General features: G+C 66.2%; 12 protein-coding genes and 1 pseudogene. 6 read left to right on the forward strand and 7 right to left on the reverse strand.

The window, feature by feature from the left end:
- Together FNJ47_RS36290 and pdeM are read left to right on the forward strand one after the other, a co-directional pair.
- A pseudogene (locus tag FNJ47_RS36290) lies at nucleotides 1-1465 on the forward strand (DNA ligase-associated DEXH box helicase); the annotation flags it as partial.
- A 63-nt stretch (nucleotides 1466-1528) separates the two neighbouring features.
- Nucleotides 1529-2200 carry a ligase-associated DNA damage response endonuclease PdeM gene (gene pdeM, locus FNJ47_RS36295; RefSeq protein ID WP_163160696.1) on the forward strand — a complete coding sequence of 224 codons (672 nt, stop codon included), beginning with the start codon at nucleotides 1529-1531 and terminating at the stop codon, nucleotides 2198-2200.
- 158 nt (nucleotides 2201-2358) lie between these two features.
- On the opposite strand, the gene FNJ47_RS36300 is transcribed toward pdeM, so the two are convergent.
- On the reverse strand, nucleotides 2359-3222 hold the full coding sequence (locus FNJ47_RS36300) for a LysR family transcriptional regulator (protein WP_163160697.1): 864 nt from the start codon (nucleotides 3220-3222) through the stop codon (nucleotides 2359-2361).
- A gap of 96 nt (nucleotides 3223-3318) precedes the next feature.
- Here FNJ47_RS36300 and FNJ47_RS36305 point away from each other — a divergent pair, with 96 nt between their 5' ends.
- A complete protein-coding gene (locus FNJ47_RS36305) occupies nucleotides 3319-4242 on the forward strand; it encodes a DMT family transporter (RefSeq protein WP_163160698.1) in 924 nt (307 codons plus the stop codon).
- An 89-nt stretch (nucleotides 4243-4331) separates the two neighbouring features.
- On the forward strand, nucleotides 4332-5660 hold the full coding sequence (locus tag FNJ47_RS36310; RefSeq protein ID WP_163160699.1) for an NRAMP family divalent metal transporter: 1329 nt from the start codon (nucleotides 4332-4334) through the stop codon (nucleotides 5658-5660).
- A 26-nt stretch (nucleotides 5661-5686) separates the two neighbouring features.
- Here FNJ47_RS36310 and FNJ47_RS36315 read toward each other — a convergent pair whose 3' ends face one another.
- Nucleotides 5687-6160 (reverse strand): Lrp/AsnC family transcriptional regulator, encoded by a 474-nt coding sequence (locus FNJ47_RS36315; RefSeq protein ID WP_163160700.1) that lies wholly within the window; start codon nucleotides 6158-6160, stop codon nucleotides 5687-5689.
- Nucleotides 6161-6313: 153 nt separating this feature from the next.
- Between FNJ47_RS36315 and FNJ47_RS36320 the strand changes: the two genes are divergently transcribed.
- Entirely contained in the window at nucleotides 6314-7615 is a 1302-nt protein-coding gene (locus FNJ47_RS36320) for an aspartate aminotransferase family protein (RefSeq protein ID WP_163160701.1), read from the forward strand.
- Between the two features lie 4 nt (nucleotides 7616-7619).
- On the opposite strand, the gene FNJ47_RS36325 is transcribed toward FNJ47_RS36320, so the two are convergent.
- From FNJ47_RS36325 to FNJ47_RS36345, 5 genes are all read right to left on the reverse strand, one after another.
- On the reverse strand, nucleotides 7620-8402 hold the full coding sequence (locus FNJ47_RS36325) for a TIGR02186 family protein (protein ID WP_163160702.1): 783 nt from the start codon (nucleotides 8400-8402) through the stop codon (nucleotides 7620-7622).
- Nucleotides 8399-9328: a TSUP family transporter gene (locus tag FNJ47_RS36330; RefSeq protein WP_163160703.1), complete on the reverse strand. Its 930-nt coding sequence runs from the start codon at nucleotides 9326-9328 to the stop codon at nucleotides 8399-8401. The genes FNJ47_RS36325 and FNJ47_RS36330 overlap by 4 nt, the downstream gene beginning before the upstream one ends.
- Before the next feature lie 267 nt (nucleotides 9329-9595).
- Nucleotides 9596-10447 carry a COG3904 family protein gene (locus FNJ47_RS36335; RefSeq protein ID WP_163160704.1) on the reverse strand — a complete coding sequence of 284 codons (852 nt, stop codon included), beginning with the start codon at nucleotides 10445-10447 and terminating at the stop codon, nucleotides 9596-9598.
- Between the two features lie 115 nt (nucleotides 10448-10562).
- On the reverse strand, nucleotides 10563-14135 hold the full coding sequence (locus tag FNJ47_RS36340; protein WP_163160705.1) for a tetratricopeptide repeat protein: 3573 nt from the start codon (nucleotides 14133-14135) through the stop codon (nucleotides 10563-10565).
- 387 nt (nucleotides 14136-14522) lie between these two features.
- Entirely contained in the window at nucleotides 14523-15110 is a 588-nt protein-coding gene (locus FNJ47_RS36345) for a PadR family transcriptional regulator (RefSeq protein WP_163160706.1), read from the reverse strand.
- 161 nt (nucleotides 15111-15271) lie between these two features.
- Between FNJ47_RS36345 and FNJ47_RS36350 the strand changes: the two genes are divergently transcribed.
- The gene (locus tag FNJ47_RS36350) at nucleotides 15272-15679 is read left to right on the forward strand and encodes a nuclear transport factor 2 family protein (protein WP_028334612.1); all 408 of its coding nucleotides are present in this window, start codon (nucleotides 15272-15274) and stop codon (nucleotides 15677-15679) included.
- Nucleotides 15680-15912: the final 233 nt, after the last annotated feature.

The following is a 15912-nucleotide window of genomic DNA, read 5'->3' on the forward strand; positions in this document are numbered from 1 at the left end:
GCAGCGGATCGGCCGCGCCAACCATCGCTTCGACGAGGCCTCGCGCGCGGTGCTGGTGCCGGCCAACCGGTTCGAAGTGCTGGAATGCGCCGTCGCGATCGATGCCATCGCGGAGAACGCGCAGGACACCCCGCCGCTGCGCACCGGCGCGCTCGACGTGCTGGCCCAGCACGTGCTCGGCTGCGCCTGCGGCAAGCCGTTTTTGTCCGATGAGCTCTACGATGAGGTCAGGACCGCAGCGCCCTATGCAGCGCTGGCGCGGACGAATTTCGACGATGTGGTCGATTTCGTTGCGACCGGCGGCTATGCGCTGAAGACCTACGAACGTTTCGCGCGCATCAAGCAGGACAAGCAAGGCCGCTGGCGCGTCACCAATCCCAAGGTGCGGCAGAGCTATCGCCTCAACGTCGGCACCATCGTCGAGGAGACCATGCTGAAGGTGCGGCTGGTGCGCTCGCGTGCCGGCGGTAGCGGTTCGACCGGCGCGATCGCTCGCGGTGGCCGGATGCTCGGCGAGATCGAGGAGGTCTTTATCGAGGGCCTAGTGCCCGCCGACACGTTTGTCTTTGGCGGCGAGGTGGTGCGCTACGAGGCCTTGGTCGAAGACCAGGTCTATGTCTCGCGCGCCAACGATAGGGATGCCAAGGTGCCGTCCTATATGGGTGGCAAGTTCCCGCTGTCGACCTACCTCGCCGAACGCGTCCGCAAATTGCTCGACAACAGCCGAGCCTGGAAGGCGCTGCCGGACCAGGTCCGCGACTGGCTGTCGCTGCAGCGAAAATTCTCCCGCGTACCTGCCGTGCGCGAGCTTCTGGTCGAGACCTTTCCGCGCGGCGGCAGCCATTATCTGGTCTGCTATCCCTTCGAGGGCCGGCTCGCACACCAGACGCTCGGCATGCTGCTGACGCGCCGGTTGGAGCGCGCCCGCGCTCGTCCGCTCGGCTTCGTCGCCAATGAATACGCGCTCGCGGTCTGGGGCGTCGGCGATCTCTCCTTCATGATCCGGCACGGCAAGCTCGATCTCAACGCGCTGTTCGATCCCGACATGCTCGGCGACGATCTCGAGGCATGGCTTGCGGAATCCGCGCTGATGAAGCGGACCTTCCGCAACTGCGCCATCATCTCCGGGCTGATCGCGCGCCGTTTCACCGACGAGGAGAAGTCGCGCCGCCAGGTGCTGTTCTCGACCGATTTGATCTATGACGTGCTGCGCAAGCACCAGGCCGATCACGTGCTGCTGCGCGCGGCGCGCGGCGACGCCGCCACGGGATTGCTCGATCTCCGCCGTCTCAGCGACATGCTTTCGCGCATCCACGGCCGAATCACCCACAAGGATCTCGACCACGTTTCCCCGCTTGCCGTCCCCGCGCTGCTGGAAATCGGCCGCGAGTCAGTTTATGGCGAAGCATCCGACGAGCTTCTGGCCGAGGCGGCCGAGGAACTCGTGCGGGAGGCGATGACCTAACGCTGGCATTCTGGGGAACAGGACGTGACGGCAAGCGCGCTAGCTTTGCGAGACGGTGACGAGATGCGCGTTTCGAGGGTCACGGTGGCGGATGTCGGCTTCGTGGCGGATTTCTCCGGCGCGCTGTTCTGGGAAGAGCAGCGCCTGCTCGTGGTCTCCGACCTGCACCTGGAAAAGGGCTCGAGCTTCGCTGCCCGCGGCGTGCTGCTGCCGCCCTACGACACGGTGGCGACGCTGAGCCGGCTCGCCGCCGTCATCGCGCGGCATGATCCGCGCCAGGTGATCGCGCTCGGCGACAGCTTTCACGATCGCGATGCGCATGCGCGGCTGTCGGATCCGGATCGCGAGGCGCTCGCGGCCTTGCAAGTGCGGCGCAACTGGATCTGGATCGCCGGCAACCACGATCCGGCGCTGCCGTCCAGTCTCGGCGGCGTGGTCGCCACTGAAGTTGCGATCGGCCCGATCGTGTTCCGCCATGAGCCGACGGGTGCGGCCGGCGAGATCGCCGGGCACCTCCACCCCAAGGCGCGGGTACCGACCCGCGGCCGCTCGATCGAACGGCGCTGTTTCGCCAGTGACGGCGAGCGCGCGGTGATGCCGGCGTTCGGTGCCTACACCGGCGGCTTGACCATCCGCGATCGGGCGTTTGCCAAGATATTCGGGTCGCCGGCCTTCATGGCCCATGTGCTCGGCGACAATCGCGTCCACGCGTTCGCGGCGTCGCGGTGTTATTGACTACGGAAACGTCACCAATCCATCCCCGTCATCCTGAAGGTGCGAGCCTCTTCGGCGAGCCTCGAAGGATGAATCGGCCACCAGCCGGGCCGTGCATCCTTCGAGGCTCGCAAGTGCTCGCACCTCAGGATGACGGGATCAAGAGCGTTGCCGCGGCCTCACGCCGCCTTGGCCTGCACGCTCTCACAATACTCCGCGAGCCGATCCGCCAGCCGCAATGTCGCGGGGCGGGCTTCGGGGGCGGCGACGAGGGCGACCTCGGTCCGCTCGATCGGGGCAAAGCCGTCCTTCGCCGTCAGCACGCGATGCTCGGCCTGGATCGACATCTCCGACAGGATGCTCAACCCGAGGCCCGCGGCGACCGCAGCCTGGATGCCGGCGAGGCTGGAGGACGTGTAGGCCATGTGCCAGTTGCGGCCGGCGCTCTCCAGCGCATGGATGGCGTGGGCGCGATAGAGGCAGCCCGAGCCGAAACCGATCAGCGGCACCGAGCCGGTCCTCGTGTCGCGCGGGTGGCTCTTGCTGGTCACCCAATGCACGCGTTCCGGCCACACCGCGATGCCGCCTTTCTCGCTGGCAGCACGCTTGATCAGCGCGAGATCGAGATCGCCGCGCTCGAGATCGCGGTACAGGTAAAGGCTCTGGCCGGAGCGCACATCGAGCCGCAAATTCGGATGGCTGCGCGAGAAGGTCGCGAGCAATCGCGTCAGCCGGTAGGCGGCAAAATCCTCGGTGATGCCGATCCGGATCGCGCCTTCGCTGCCGGGACGCGACACCACGTCACGCGCCTCCTCGGCGAGTGCCAATAGCCGCCGCGCATAGGTCAGCAGTTGGTCGCCGGCCTCCGTCGGGGTGACGTCCTTGCCGCTGCGGATCAACAGCGGCTGGCCGACATCCTCCTCCAGACGCTTGATCTGCTGGCTCACCGTCGATTGCGTGCGGTGGACGCGCTCTCCGGCGCGGGTGAAGCCGCCGGCATCGACCACCGAGACGAAACTGCGCAGAAGCTCCAGGTCGAGCATCGCAGCCTCCATTTATAAATCCACTGCATGTCAGTTTATCATTTAATTTCCAAATATCTAGGCGCGGGCCTAGATCATGGGCGAAGGAGAAATTCCATGTCCGCCGCATCCTCAATTGCCGCCCCCCGCGCGCGCTTCAACACCCTGCCGCTGCTGATCGCCCTGTTCTGCCTGCTCTGGAGCTACGCCTTCGTGGCCGGCAAGATCGGCGTCACCGATTGCCCGCCGCTGATCCTGCTCGCGGCACGATTTTCGCTCGCCGGAGTCTTGATCCTCGGCATCTCCTGGCTGCGCAGCGACAAGTGGGACCTCACCTGGCGTGACGCGGCCGTGTTCGCCGTGATCGGCGTCGCCAACAACGCGCTCTATCTCGGGCTTGGCTACACGGGCCTCAAGACGGTCTCCGCTGGTCTCGGCGCGCTGATCGTCTCGGCCAATCCGGTGTTCACCGCCATGCTGGCGGCAATGTTCCTCGGCGAGAGCATGACCTTGCGTAAGGTGATCGGGCTCGTGCTCGGCATCGTCGGCGTCGCCTTCATCGTCTGGCATCGCATCAAGGTCGGCAGCGACAGTCCGCACGGCATCCTGTTCACGCTGGCCTCGCTCGCCTCGATCGTCGCCGGCACCATCCTGTTCAAGCTGCTGGCGCCGAAGGGCAGCCTGTGGATCGGCAATGGCATCCAGAACATCGCCGGTGGCCTTGCAGTGATGCCGTTTGCCTTCACGCTCTCCAGCGTCAGCGACATCGTGCCGAGCATGCGGCTCGCCGGCGCCTTCGCCTTCCTCGTGCTCGGCGGTTCGATCCTTGCCTATCTGCTCTGGTTTCATCTCCTGAAGGTGTGTGGCGCGACCGCCGCAAGCGCCTATCACTTCCTGATGCCGCCGCTCGGCATGCTGTTCGCTTATCTCGTGCTCGGCGAGCATGTCGAATTCCGCGACCTGCTCGGCATCGTTCCGGTCGCGCTCGGCATCTACCTGGTGACCCGCCCCGCGGCCGGCGCGGCGCCCAAATTGGCGTGACCGGCGCAAGCGATGGCCATAGGGCCCCAGGTTTCATCATTGGAACATTGACGGTATCCGGCTCGTTGTCGCGACGGCCGGAACCGGACATGACGCAGCACAGGATGACCTCTCAAAAGCAGAATGGCCGGCCCGTCGACGAGGCGGCAAAGCGCCAGCCATTCAGCATCCGCAATATCGTGAAGACGCTCGGCCCCGGCCTGATCACCGGAGCCGCCGACGACGATCCATCGGGGATCGGCACCTACAGCCAGGCCGGCGCGCAGCTCGGCTACGGCATCGGCTGGACCATGCTGCTGACGTTCCCGCTGATGACCGCGATCCAGGAGATTTCGGCGCGGGTCGGCCGCGTCAGCGGGCACGGCATAGCGGGCAATGTTTGCCGCCATTATCCGGGCTGGCTGCTGGTCATTGTGGTGGCGCTGCTGTTCATCGCCAACACCGTCAATATCGCCGCTGATCTTTCGGCGATGGCGGACGCGGCCAGGCTCCTGATCGGCGGTCCAGCCATCCTCTATGTCGTGCTGTTCGGCGTGACATCGGTGGCAGCGCAGATCTTCATGAACTACCGGCGCTATGTCGCGGTCCTGAAATGGCTGACGCTCAGCTTGTTCGCCTACGTCGCGGCGCTCGCCTTTGCCAAGGTGTCGTGGACAGAGGCGCTTGCCGGAGCGCTGCTGCCGCGCATCAACTGGAGTGCGGACTATTTCACGACCATCGTCGCGATCCTCGGCACCACGATCTCGCCCTACCTGTTCTTCTGGCAGGCTTCGCAGGAGGCTGAGGAGCAGCGGATCGATCCTGATAAGCATCCGCTGATCAAGCGGCACTACGGCGTGCGGCGTGAGTTTTGGCGCATCCGTGCCGACACCATCACCGGCATGGCGTTTTCAAACGTGATCGCGCTGTCGATCATCATCACCGCCGCGGCGACCCTGCACGCCGCCGGCAAGACCGATATCCAGACCTCGGCCCAGGCGGCCGAGGCGTTGCGCCCGATCGCAGGACCCTTTGCCGAGGTGATCTTCGCGCTCGGCATCGTCGGCACCGGACTGCTGGCGATCCCGGTGCTTGCGGGCGCTACGGCCTACGCCGTCAGCGAAGGGCGGCGATGGCCGGTCGGGTTGACGCGCAAGCCGAGGGAGGCGATCGCGTTCTATTCGGTGCTGGCGCTGTCGGGCGGCATCGGCGTTGTGCTCAACTTCACCCCGATTGATCCGATCTCGGCATTGTACTGGAGCGCGGTCGTCAATGGCGTGCTCGCCGTCCCCGTGATGGTGCTGCTGATGTTCATGGCCCGCCACAAGGAGGTGATGGGACGCTTCGTCATCGGCGGGTGGCTCTACTGGCTCGGCTGGCTCTCCACGGCTGCGATGGCGCTCAGCGTGATCGCGATGGGGATAGGGCTGCTGATCTAGGTCAGCAGGTGTTATTGCGCCGTCGATCAGAACAGCGAGCTATCGATCTTGGTGGTCGATTTGATCTTTCGCAGGATGATGGTGGTGCGATAGCTCGCGATATCGCTGTCCGGATGCATGAGGCGGTCGAGGATGAAGGATTGATAGCGTGCGAGGTCGGACGACACGACCCGCAGGGAATAGTCCCAATCGCCGGCAATCATGCAGCATTCGACGACCTCCGGAAGGCCGGTCACCTTCTTCTCGAAGCGCGCGAAGGATTCCCTGGTCTGTTGCTTGAGGCGGACCTCGACGATCACGTCGAATCCGAGTCCGACGCGCGCAGCGTCCACCAACGCCACGTAGGACTTGATGACGCCGGTCTCCTCGAGGGTCCGGACGCGTCTCATGCAGGGAGCGGACGAGAGGCCGATCCGTTCGGCAAGCTCGAGATTGGTGATGCGCCCGTCGCCTTGCAGCACGTCGAGGATCTTGCGGTCCATCTCGTCAAGAACGGTCATGGTTCACACTTCTTTCGCATTTTCGACATTTGACGCAATTGATTGCAGAAGAACGTGCAAAATGCATCCCAAATCGCAATGTCATTGCTGCCGGGCGCGCATAGGATGCTCTGCGAGGGTCTTCAACAGCGGTGTCACGGCTAAGGAATCGGCATGACCGGAAATGACGACAAATCCTTTTGGGATCGTGCGCGGCGTCACCTCATTCGCTATGGCGGGACGTTCGCGCCCGTCATCATCGAGCGCGCCTCCGGGTCCTTCGTCTACGACGCCGACGGCCGTGCCATCCTGGATTTCACCTCCGGGCAGATGAGCGCCGTGCTCGGTCATGGCCACCCGGAGATCGTCCGGACCATCAGCGAGCATGCCGAGCGGCTCGACCATCTGTTCAGCGGCATGCTGACGCGCCCGGTGGTCGCGCTCGCCGAACAGCTCGCCGAGCTGCTGCCGCCGGGGCTTGATCGCGTCATGCTGCTGAGCACGGGGGCTGAGTCGAACGAGGCGGCCATCAAGATGGCCAAGCTCTTTACCGGCGGCTTCGAGACCGTCGCGTTCGCGCAGTCATGGCATGGCATGACGTCGGGCGCGGCGGGGGCGACCTATTCGGCCGGCCGCAAGGGCTATGGTCCGGCGCCGGTCGGCTCGCTCGCGATCCCGACGCCGAATCCCTTTCGCCCGCGCTTCGGCCATGCCGCTGATTGGCGGGCCGAGCTGGCCTACGCCTTCGATCTGATCGACCGCCAATCGACCGGCTCGCTCGCCTGCATGATCGCCGAGCCGATCCTCAGCTCCGGCGGACTGATCGATCTGCCGGAGGGCTACCTTGCCGCGCTGAAAGAGCTGTGCCGTGCGCGCGGCATGCTGCTGATCGTCGACGAGGCGCAGACAGGGCTCGGCCGAACCGGCGCCATGTTCGCGCTCGAGCGCGACGGCGTCGTGCCCGACATCCTGACCCTCTCGAAGACACTCGGCGCCGGCCTGCCTCTGGCTGCGGTCATCACCTCAGCCGAGATCGAGGAGCGCTGTCACGAACGCGGCTTCCTGTTCTACACGACGCATGTGTCGGATCCGATGCCCGCCGCGGTCGGGCTGAAGGTCATCGAGATCATCCTGCGCGATCGATTGGTTGCGCGCGCCGGGATCGCGGGGGCGCGGCTGAGGGATGGGCTCCTCGCCCTTCAGAACCGGTTCGAATGCATCGGCGACGTGCGCGGCAGGGGACTGATGCAGGGCATCGAGATCGTGCGCGACCGCTTCAGCAAGGAGCCAGACGAAGCGCTCGGGACTCGTGTGTCGCAGCGCTGCATGGAGCTCGGACTGAGCACCAACATCGTGCAGTTGCCCGGCATGGGCAGCGTGTTCCGTATCGCGCCGCCGCTGACGATCAGCGATGACGAGATCGATCTCGGCCTCTCGATCCTGAGCGACGCGTTCGAAAGTGCGTTGCGGCGATAGGGGTTCAATCCTTGCGAAACACGATCGAGGCCATCCAGCCCGTCATCAACGCCATGAATGCGGTGACGAGGCCGTAGACCAGGCCGTTCTGCCGCGCGGTGGTGGCGACGAACTGCTCGAAGCCGATCTTGACGATCTCGAACGCGCTCTCGGTCTTGGTCACCAACGCGCCGTCGGAAAACAGCTTGATCTCGACATTGTAGGTGCCGATCGGCACCTCGGCCGGCAGCGGAATGCCGGTGCGGAATAGGGTCGGCGTCAGGAACGTCACCGCCGAGGTCGCCTCGCGGTACAGGTCGTGCTCGGAACGCAGCCGGACGAAGGCGCTGCGGAACGGATCGTTCGGCACCACATCGGCAAAGTCGGGCCCGACCCGCTGCACCAGCGTAACATTGTTGAGCCCGAGCTGCTGCCGCCGCTGCACCTCCGGCGAGGCGATCTGGTCGAACGGGCGGTTGGAGAACAGCGCGAGATAGCCGGGGACTTGCAGGAAGTGCCGCGAGTCGGTGTTGATCCAGATGCCGAATTTGCGCTCCTTGCGCCGCGTCACCATGTCGGCGCGCGGGCCGGCCACGGTGACGACGAGATCGTAGTTGCTGCGATTGGACGGCGTCTTGTCGTCCTTCTCCACAGAACCGAACAGCACGAGCTCGCCGCCGGAATAGTTCGGCGTCACCGTGACGCGGTGGTTGGAGACCGACACGATCAACCGCTCGGCAGAAGCGGGCGCCGCCGCCGAGGTGGCGGCGACGAGGCCGATGATCGCAAGCGGCGCGCGCAGCCTCATGGCGGGGCTCCGCCGGTTTCGCGGATGCTGTAGAGATCCTGCGGCCGGATCACCAGCTCGACGGCAAAGCGGATGCCGACCGCGAGCACCAGGAGGCCGAGCAGCAGGCGCAGATGCTCGCCGCGGATCTTCTGGCCGGCGCGGGCGCCAAACTGCGCGCCGGTGACGCCGCCGATCATCAGGATCAGCGCCAGCACGGCGTCGACCAGATGGTTGGTCACCGCGTGCAGCATGGTGGCGAACACCATGGTGACGAGGGTGAGCACCATCGAGGTGCCGATCACGGTCGAGGTCGGCACCCGCAGCACATAGATCATCAGCGGCACCAGGATGAAGCCGCCGCCGATGCCCATCACGGCGCCGATGAAGCCGATCACGAGCCCGACCACGACCACCGGGATGACCGAGAGGTAGATCTTGGAGCGCTTGAAGCGCAGCTTCAGCGGCAGGCCGTGGATCCAGCCATGGCTGCCGGGCTTGCGCAGCGCCACCGGGCGGCCGCCGCGGGCACGCAACATCGCGCGCAGGCCTTCCCAGAACATCAGCCCGCCGACCGTCGTCAGCAGGATGACGTAGGACAGCGCGATCATCAGGTCGAGCTGGCCGAGCGAGCGCAGGAAGGTGAAGGTCCACACCCCGAGCGCGGTGCCGAGCGTGCCTCCGACCAGCAGCACGGCCGCCAGCAGCGGGTCGATCGCGCGCCGACGCCAATAGGAGATCGCGCCGGAGAACGACGAAGCTGCGATGTGGCTGGCAACGGAAGCAACCGCGACCGCGGGCGCGATGCCGACAAAGATCAGCAGCGGCGTCATCAGGAAGCCGCCGCCGATCCCGAACATGCCGGAGACGAATCCAACTGCCGCGCCCATCGCCAGGATGAGGAAGACATTGACCGGGATGTCGGCGATCGGGAGGTAGAGCTGCACGCGCGTCGCTTCTTGTCGGTTCGCCGCTCGCTGGGGCGCAAGGCCGCATCACGGCGTGATGTCGTTCTGGTCGGGCATTCTCCGGCTGAACGAATCCGGTCGGCGCGCAAGATGCAGGCGAACGCGGGTCGATTGCCGCGTTCTTGCATAACCGAAATCGGCCGGAGGAGGGACTAAAGATTCCGCCTCGGGCGGCATTTTTCGGCGCAGGCTGCCGCTCTGATGCGCACGTGGTTGATAATTCAGATTAATGATGCCCGCGTCGGCTCAGGGCTGGTCGACCGGCTTGGTGATCAGGTTCAGCGCCAGCGCTTCCTTTTGGCTCAGCCAGCGGATGTCCGAGGTCTGTGACATCGCCTCGACGATCGCGGAGGAGACGCCCATCTTCGTCATGTAGCCGAGCACCATGCCCTGGATGCGTTGCGCCTCGGCGAGGGGATCGCCGACCGGTGCGCTGGTCGTGAAGCGATGCACGCCGAGCCGCGAGCCTGCGACGCCATAGCGGGTTAGGCCGCCGGCATAGACCAGGACGCAGGCGCTGGCGCAGGCCGCCGGGCGGAGCTTGCCCGCGGCGTCGGCGGTGGCGACGGCCGTGACAAGCCCATGGGTGCGGATCACCTCGCCCATGATGGCGGCCTGGTTCAGCGCGCCGCCCGGCGACGACAGCAGCACCGCATCGCCTGGCGCGAGACGCGCCTCGCTCAGCCGGTCGCGGAACCAGCTCGCGCTGGCCGAGCCGATCTTGCCGCTGATCGCGAGCGCCCGCCTTCCGTGGCCCGACCCGTCGAGGTCGACATCGGAAATCACCGCCGACGTCATGCTCGCGGCGATATAGGTCTCGCGCCAGAAGTCCCAGGCACCGGGCCTCGATAGATCCCGGTAGGCCTGAATGGCGACGCTCGAGAGCAGCAGCACGAAGATGATGATGGACGGGAGCGAGAACCGGAAAATGCGGGTCGGCGATGCCACGTTCGCTTGCCGAGGCGGGGGTGGAGGCGAAGGCCGAGCCTCAGCGCGCGCGGCAAACGGGGATGGAGTCTGGCGCGGCGGCGCGACGCGGGGACCGGTCGGCGACGAACGGTGGCCCGTTCCATCATCCTGACGATCGTCGACGGACAAGCCTGACCCTCCGGAGCACGTGCGCAATCGGCGCGGGACTGCGCGCCTGTCTACACGGCAGAAGGGCTGAGGTACAGGACAGCGGCGCCGTCAAGGCGCCGCACTTATTGTTGCCTTAGTGAGCTGGGGCGGCCAGTGCCGCGGTCCGCTTCGCCGGCTTGACCGACTTCGCCGCCGCGGGCTGCGTAGCGGCGCCGTCCCAGCCGCCGGCCGGGACCGGCACGTTGACCGCATCGCTCGGCTGCGGCTCGGGGGTAAAGGTCTGGATCGCAAGCTTCGCCGCGGCCAGCGACTGCGGGTCGAGCCGCTTGGCGATATCGTCGCGCTTGTGGCCGGCGTCGGCGTCGCCCTGCGCGGCCGCGAGGCTGAACCACTTGAAGGACTCGGCGAGGTTCTGTTCGACGCCGATACCGCGCGCATAGAGAATGCCGAGGTTGACCTGGCTGTCGGCGACGCCGCGATCGCCCGCCTTGCGGAACCACTGCGCGGCACTCCTGTAGTCGGCGCCCTTGCCGCCGCCGTCGGCGTCGAGCACTGCGAGATTATGCATCGCCTTGGCGTTGCCGCGCTCGGCCGCCTGCATGTAATAGCGCCGCGCCACATCGAAGTCGCGTTTCACGCTGAGGCCCTTCTCGTAGAAGGTGCCGAGCCGGAACATCGCCGGCACCACGCCGGCCTGCGCCGCGCGGCCATACCATTTGGCGGCCTCGTCGACATTGGCGGGCACGCCCTTGCCCTCGGCAAAGCGGACGCCGACCTCATAGGCCGCGGCCGCATCGCCCTTGATTGCGGCGGTGCGCAGCGCCGGACCGCCGATCGCGTCGGGCAGCTTTTCGCCCGCCGGAATCTGGATCGTGCCGAGCTTGCCGCCGAGCGGCGGCGCGGTCGGAATCGTGCCGGTGATATCGCTACTGGGGGCGACCGGTGGCGCCGCGGCCGGCTCCGGCGCCATGGCGGGCGCGGACGCCTGAGGGATCGTCACCTGCGCGCTGTCGAGCGTGTTCGGCGCCGGGCTGTTGTTGGACTGGCGGCCGAGCGGAGTCGGCGAGGTCATCGACGGTCCGGGCACTGACGGCCCGGGCGCACTGGACGGCGCCGCCGGTGCTGGTGTCTCGACCGGCGGCTGCGCAGAGGGCGCTGCAGGTTCGTTGTGCTCGATCGCCGGCGCCTGCGGCGCAGAGCTGGTGTCGAGCAGGTTCATCGCCATTTTGGCTGTCGAGAGCAGGATCACGACCACGCTCGCGCCGACCAGCAGCGAACGGATCTTGGAGGTGATGGTCGAAGGCTGCGCCTCCGGCGCGCCGGTCGCCGAAGCGCAGGCCGCGGGCGCACCGGCCTTGGCGGCGGCGGCCTTCGCGGCCTTGTCGGCCTTCTCCTTGGCCTTGGCTGCGGCCTTGCTCGCTGCACGCGCCGCCTTCTCGTTGACCGGTTGCGCGGCTGCGGCCTGCGCGGCGCGGCGCGCGGCGGCGATGAAGCTCGACGTCGAGACCGGCTCCTTCTTGCCGGCGGGAAGGTCAGAGATCGCGCGCTCGGAGTCCGCGATCCGCTCCGACGGTGACGACACGCGGCCCGAGGGGCGCGTACCCGGCTCGAGCGGATGATCCGGCGGCAGTTCCGGCGCGATCGCAGCGCGCGCGGACGCCGCATGCGGTTCGAGGATCTCGCTGATCGCGCGCGGCGGCAGCGGCGGCGGCGCGGTCTCGACCGGCTGCGCGGCATGGAATTCGCGCGGCGCGGACATGAAGTGCTCCTGCGCCTGCGCAGGATTGGGCAATTCGGGCCGGTACGATTCAGGCTGGTACGATTCGGGCCTGGGCTGCGCGATCGGCTGCGGCATCGCCGCGCGCGGCATCTCCATCCGCGGTGCGTCCATCCGCGGTTCGGCCGGCGCGGGGGCGGGCGGAGCCGGCGGCGGCGCGCTGCGCTCCGTGCGCAGATCGTTCTCGATCATCGCGAGACGATCGACGACGTGGCCGAGCGTGTTGTGAACGGTCTCCAGCGAATCCTGGGTGCGGCGATCGGTCTCCGACTGGCTGAAGCGGATGTCGGACAGTTCGCGCTTCACCATGTCGACGATGCCGCTGTCCATCATTGGCTGCGGCGAGGAGGTGTTGACGTTGTTGCGAGTGGCGTCGGCGAGCGAGGCGATGTGGGCGTGCTGCGCCTCGAGGTGCCGCATGATGTCATGCAGCCCTTCCTCGACCCGGCCGAGATTGCCGGAGCGCTGGTCGGCGGACTCCAGGCGCTCGAGCAGATAGGAGACTCGCTGTTCAAGATGGGTGAATGCCGACGAGCTGTCGTTGCCGACCTGTAGCCGGTCGATCCGCTCCGACAGCGAGCGCAGGGCGCCCTCGATGGCGTCGGTATTGTCATGGCCGGCCGGCCGTTCGCGGCTTTCCAGCGACGAGGCCAGCGCGGCAATGCGCTGCTCGATCCCGGCGAAGGCGTCGCCGTAGGAATCGCCGCGCGACATCTGCGACAGCTGGTCGACTTTCACCGACAGCGCATGCACGTCGCCGGACAGCTGCAGCAGCGCGTCGTTGGAGGCGACATTGGAGACGATGGCGCGCAGCGCTGCGATCGCGCTCTCGAGCTGATGCACCGTCGACGGATCGTCGTTGGCGCGCAGGATCATGTCGAGCTTGGCGCCGAGATTGCGGATCGCCTCGTCGTAGCCGGTGAGCTGCTCGGCGGGCGTCAGCGTGCGCAGCGCCTCGCGGATTTCCGACAGCGCGCGTTCGATGCCGGCGATCGCCTGGCCCTGGCCGTTGCTGCCCTCGTGGCGAATCTCGTCGATCCGGTGATGCAGCGAGCGGATTTCGTTCTCGATCGATTCGATCGCGCGCAGCGGCATCGCCTCGGTGATGGCCTGGCGGATTTCGGCAAGCTCGCCGCGGAAGGCCGCGATCGATTGCTCGATATGGTCGGGCCGCTGCAGCGCCTCGATCTGGCTCGTGATCTTGAGCAGATGACGCTCGAGCGAGGAGAAGTCCGGCCCGACAGGTGCCGCGGGCGGCGGCGCATAGGCAGCCATCGGCGGCGCCGATTGCTGCATCGGCGGTGCATTGCGCGGCGGCATCTGCCGGGGCGCGGGGCCGTCGAGTTCGTTCTGGCGCGCGGCGATTTCCGCGATCGCGGAATCGAACGACGCCGGGCTCAGCGGCGGCGAGGGGCGGTAGACTTGCGCGGCAGCGCGCTCGACGGCTTCCGCCTGGCGCAGCCTTTCCTCCAGTTGCCGGTCCTGCATCTGCGGCTCCCGCTGCATCTGCGCTTCACGCATCGGCTGAGGCTGGGGCTGCGGCTCACGCACGGGCTGCGGCCGCGAAATCTGCGACAGCCGCGCATCGAGGCGCGAAATCGCCTCGTTCAATTGCCGTGCGACGGCGGGCTGGCCGCGTGGCACTTCGGCGCGCACGGCTTCAGCGCGCGACAAAGGTTTTGCAATCTGTTCGATCTGGCGGGTGATGGCGTCGAGCCGCTGGTGGATATCCGCGACCTCGCGGCTTTCCCGGCTCGGCATCGGCTGGCGTTGCTCGGACGCCATGCGCCAATCCGGCGGGCTCGGTTCGCCGACCGTGGAATTGAGCCAGTCGTTCAGCGACATGCCGGCGCGGCGCGCAGCCGCTTCGGCCCTGTCGCGGACGGAGGGATCGATGCCGTCAACACTCCACGATACGCGCGAATTCATGATTCCGTCCGGTCCCGACTCCGGCGCCATACTCTGCGCCCGCAGCCTCCCCGCGCATTCCCGTTAAGAGACAATCGAATTCTGCGCTGGTCGTCTGCTTCAGCTGCTGACTTTTTCCCGTCACGGTAAATAACGGGTTAAGGAATGCGGTCGGCGGGCCTTAAAGTTAGGGAATCCGGGAACCTGTTGCGCCGGATCAGGACATCGCTTTGCTTGTTGCTCGGATGACGAAGCAAGAGGCGCTTTTCGCCTTCCCCCTGAAAGGGGGAAGGTCGGGATGGGGGTCTGCCACGGACGCCGCTGCCAGTGGAGAGACATGATCCGCACCCGCTTTGCTCTGCGAGCAAAGCGACCTCCCCTTTTCAAGGGGAGGTTGGGAGTTTGTTGCTAGCCGTTGCCTTCGCGCTTGCCGTCGTCGAGCGACAGCACATTGCCGCGACCCGAAATCGCCGAGATCGCGTCGAGCGCTTCCTCGCACCATTCCACCACGACGCGCTCATGGCGCATCCCGATGCGAAGCCCGAGCATCTTGCCGACATCGGCCGGCGGCGCGGTGCCGTCGGGAAAGCGCTTGTTGAGCAGACGCTCGTAGCGCTCATAGCGATCGCGGTGATGCTCCAGCCGCGCCATCAGGTCGGTGCGCAGCGGTTCGATGTCGACACACTCGAGTGCGTAGAGCCGGACCAGCAAATCGTCCTTGATCGAGGGCGGAACGCTCGGCCGCGCCGCCCAGTGCTTCAGCGCGGCGCGGCCCTCGGCCGTCAGCGTATAGACCAGCTTGTTGGGCTTGCCGGATTGCACCACCTCGCGGCCCTGGACATGCCCCTTGTCGCGCAGCCGGGAGAGCTCGCGGTAGATTTGCTGATGGTCGGCCTTCCAGAAGAAGCCGATCGAGGCATCGAACGTCTTGGCGAGCTCATAGCCCGTCATCGGACGCTCCGTGAGGCAGGCGAGGATTGCGTCACCGAGTGCCAACGCCCACCTCCATCTCAGTTCCCAAATCGGCCATTCCTAAGTTCGCTTGACTTTATGCGTTACTGTGCATATGCGTCAATATGCATATGGAGATCGGCGTGCGGCCTTGTCGCGCGCGGCCGATGTTCAGGCTTCTTAAACCCGCTGCAGGAGACGTCCGAATGAGCAAGCCGGGCCTCGACAAGTGGTACGCCTACATGAAGTCCCACGACACCGCCGCTCTGTGGGATCTGCTGCATCCCGACGCGGTGTTCGAAAGTCCCGTCGTGCACACGCCGCAGCGCGGCCGCGACATCACCTTCAAATATCTGACCAGCGCCGCCAAGGTGCTGGGCGGCCCGACCTTCAAATATCTCGGCGAATGGCGCAACGACACCGGCGCGGTGCTCGAGTTCGAGAACGAGATCGACGGCATCAAGCTCAACGGTGTCGACATCATCACGTTCGATGGTGACGGCCGGATCACGCATTTCAAGGTGATGGTGCGTCCGCTCAAGGCGATCAACCTGCTGCATCGGATGATGGGCGAGGAGTTGATGAAGCAGAGCGGCGCAACGTCGCAATCGTAAGCATGATCCGGAAAAGTGCGAAGCGGTTTTCCGAAAAGATCACGCTCAAACAAAGGGCTAAAGCGCGATGACGATTCAACCCAATCTCATCGCGATTAAGTCTCGCTAGGACCTGCCGCGGACCCGCCGAACCGGATAAGGTCCGTTCCAACAAACCCAAGGACACGCTGCGCAGCATCAGTCGTGAATGCGACCGCGAGCCAGCCGGGAGATCAGCATGCCAACCTACAAAG

The organism is Bradyrhizobium uaiense (assembly GCF_010811875.1).
Taxonomy (GTDB): Bacteria; Pseudomonadota; Alphaproteobacteria; order Rhizobiales; family Xanthobacteraceae; genus Bradyrhizobium; species Bradyrhizobium uaiense.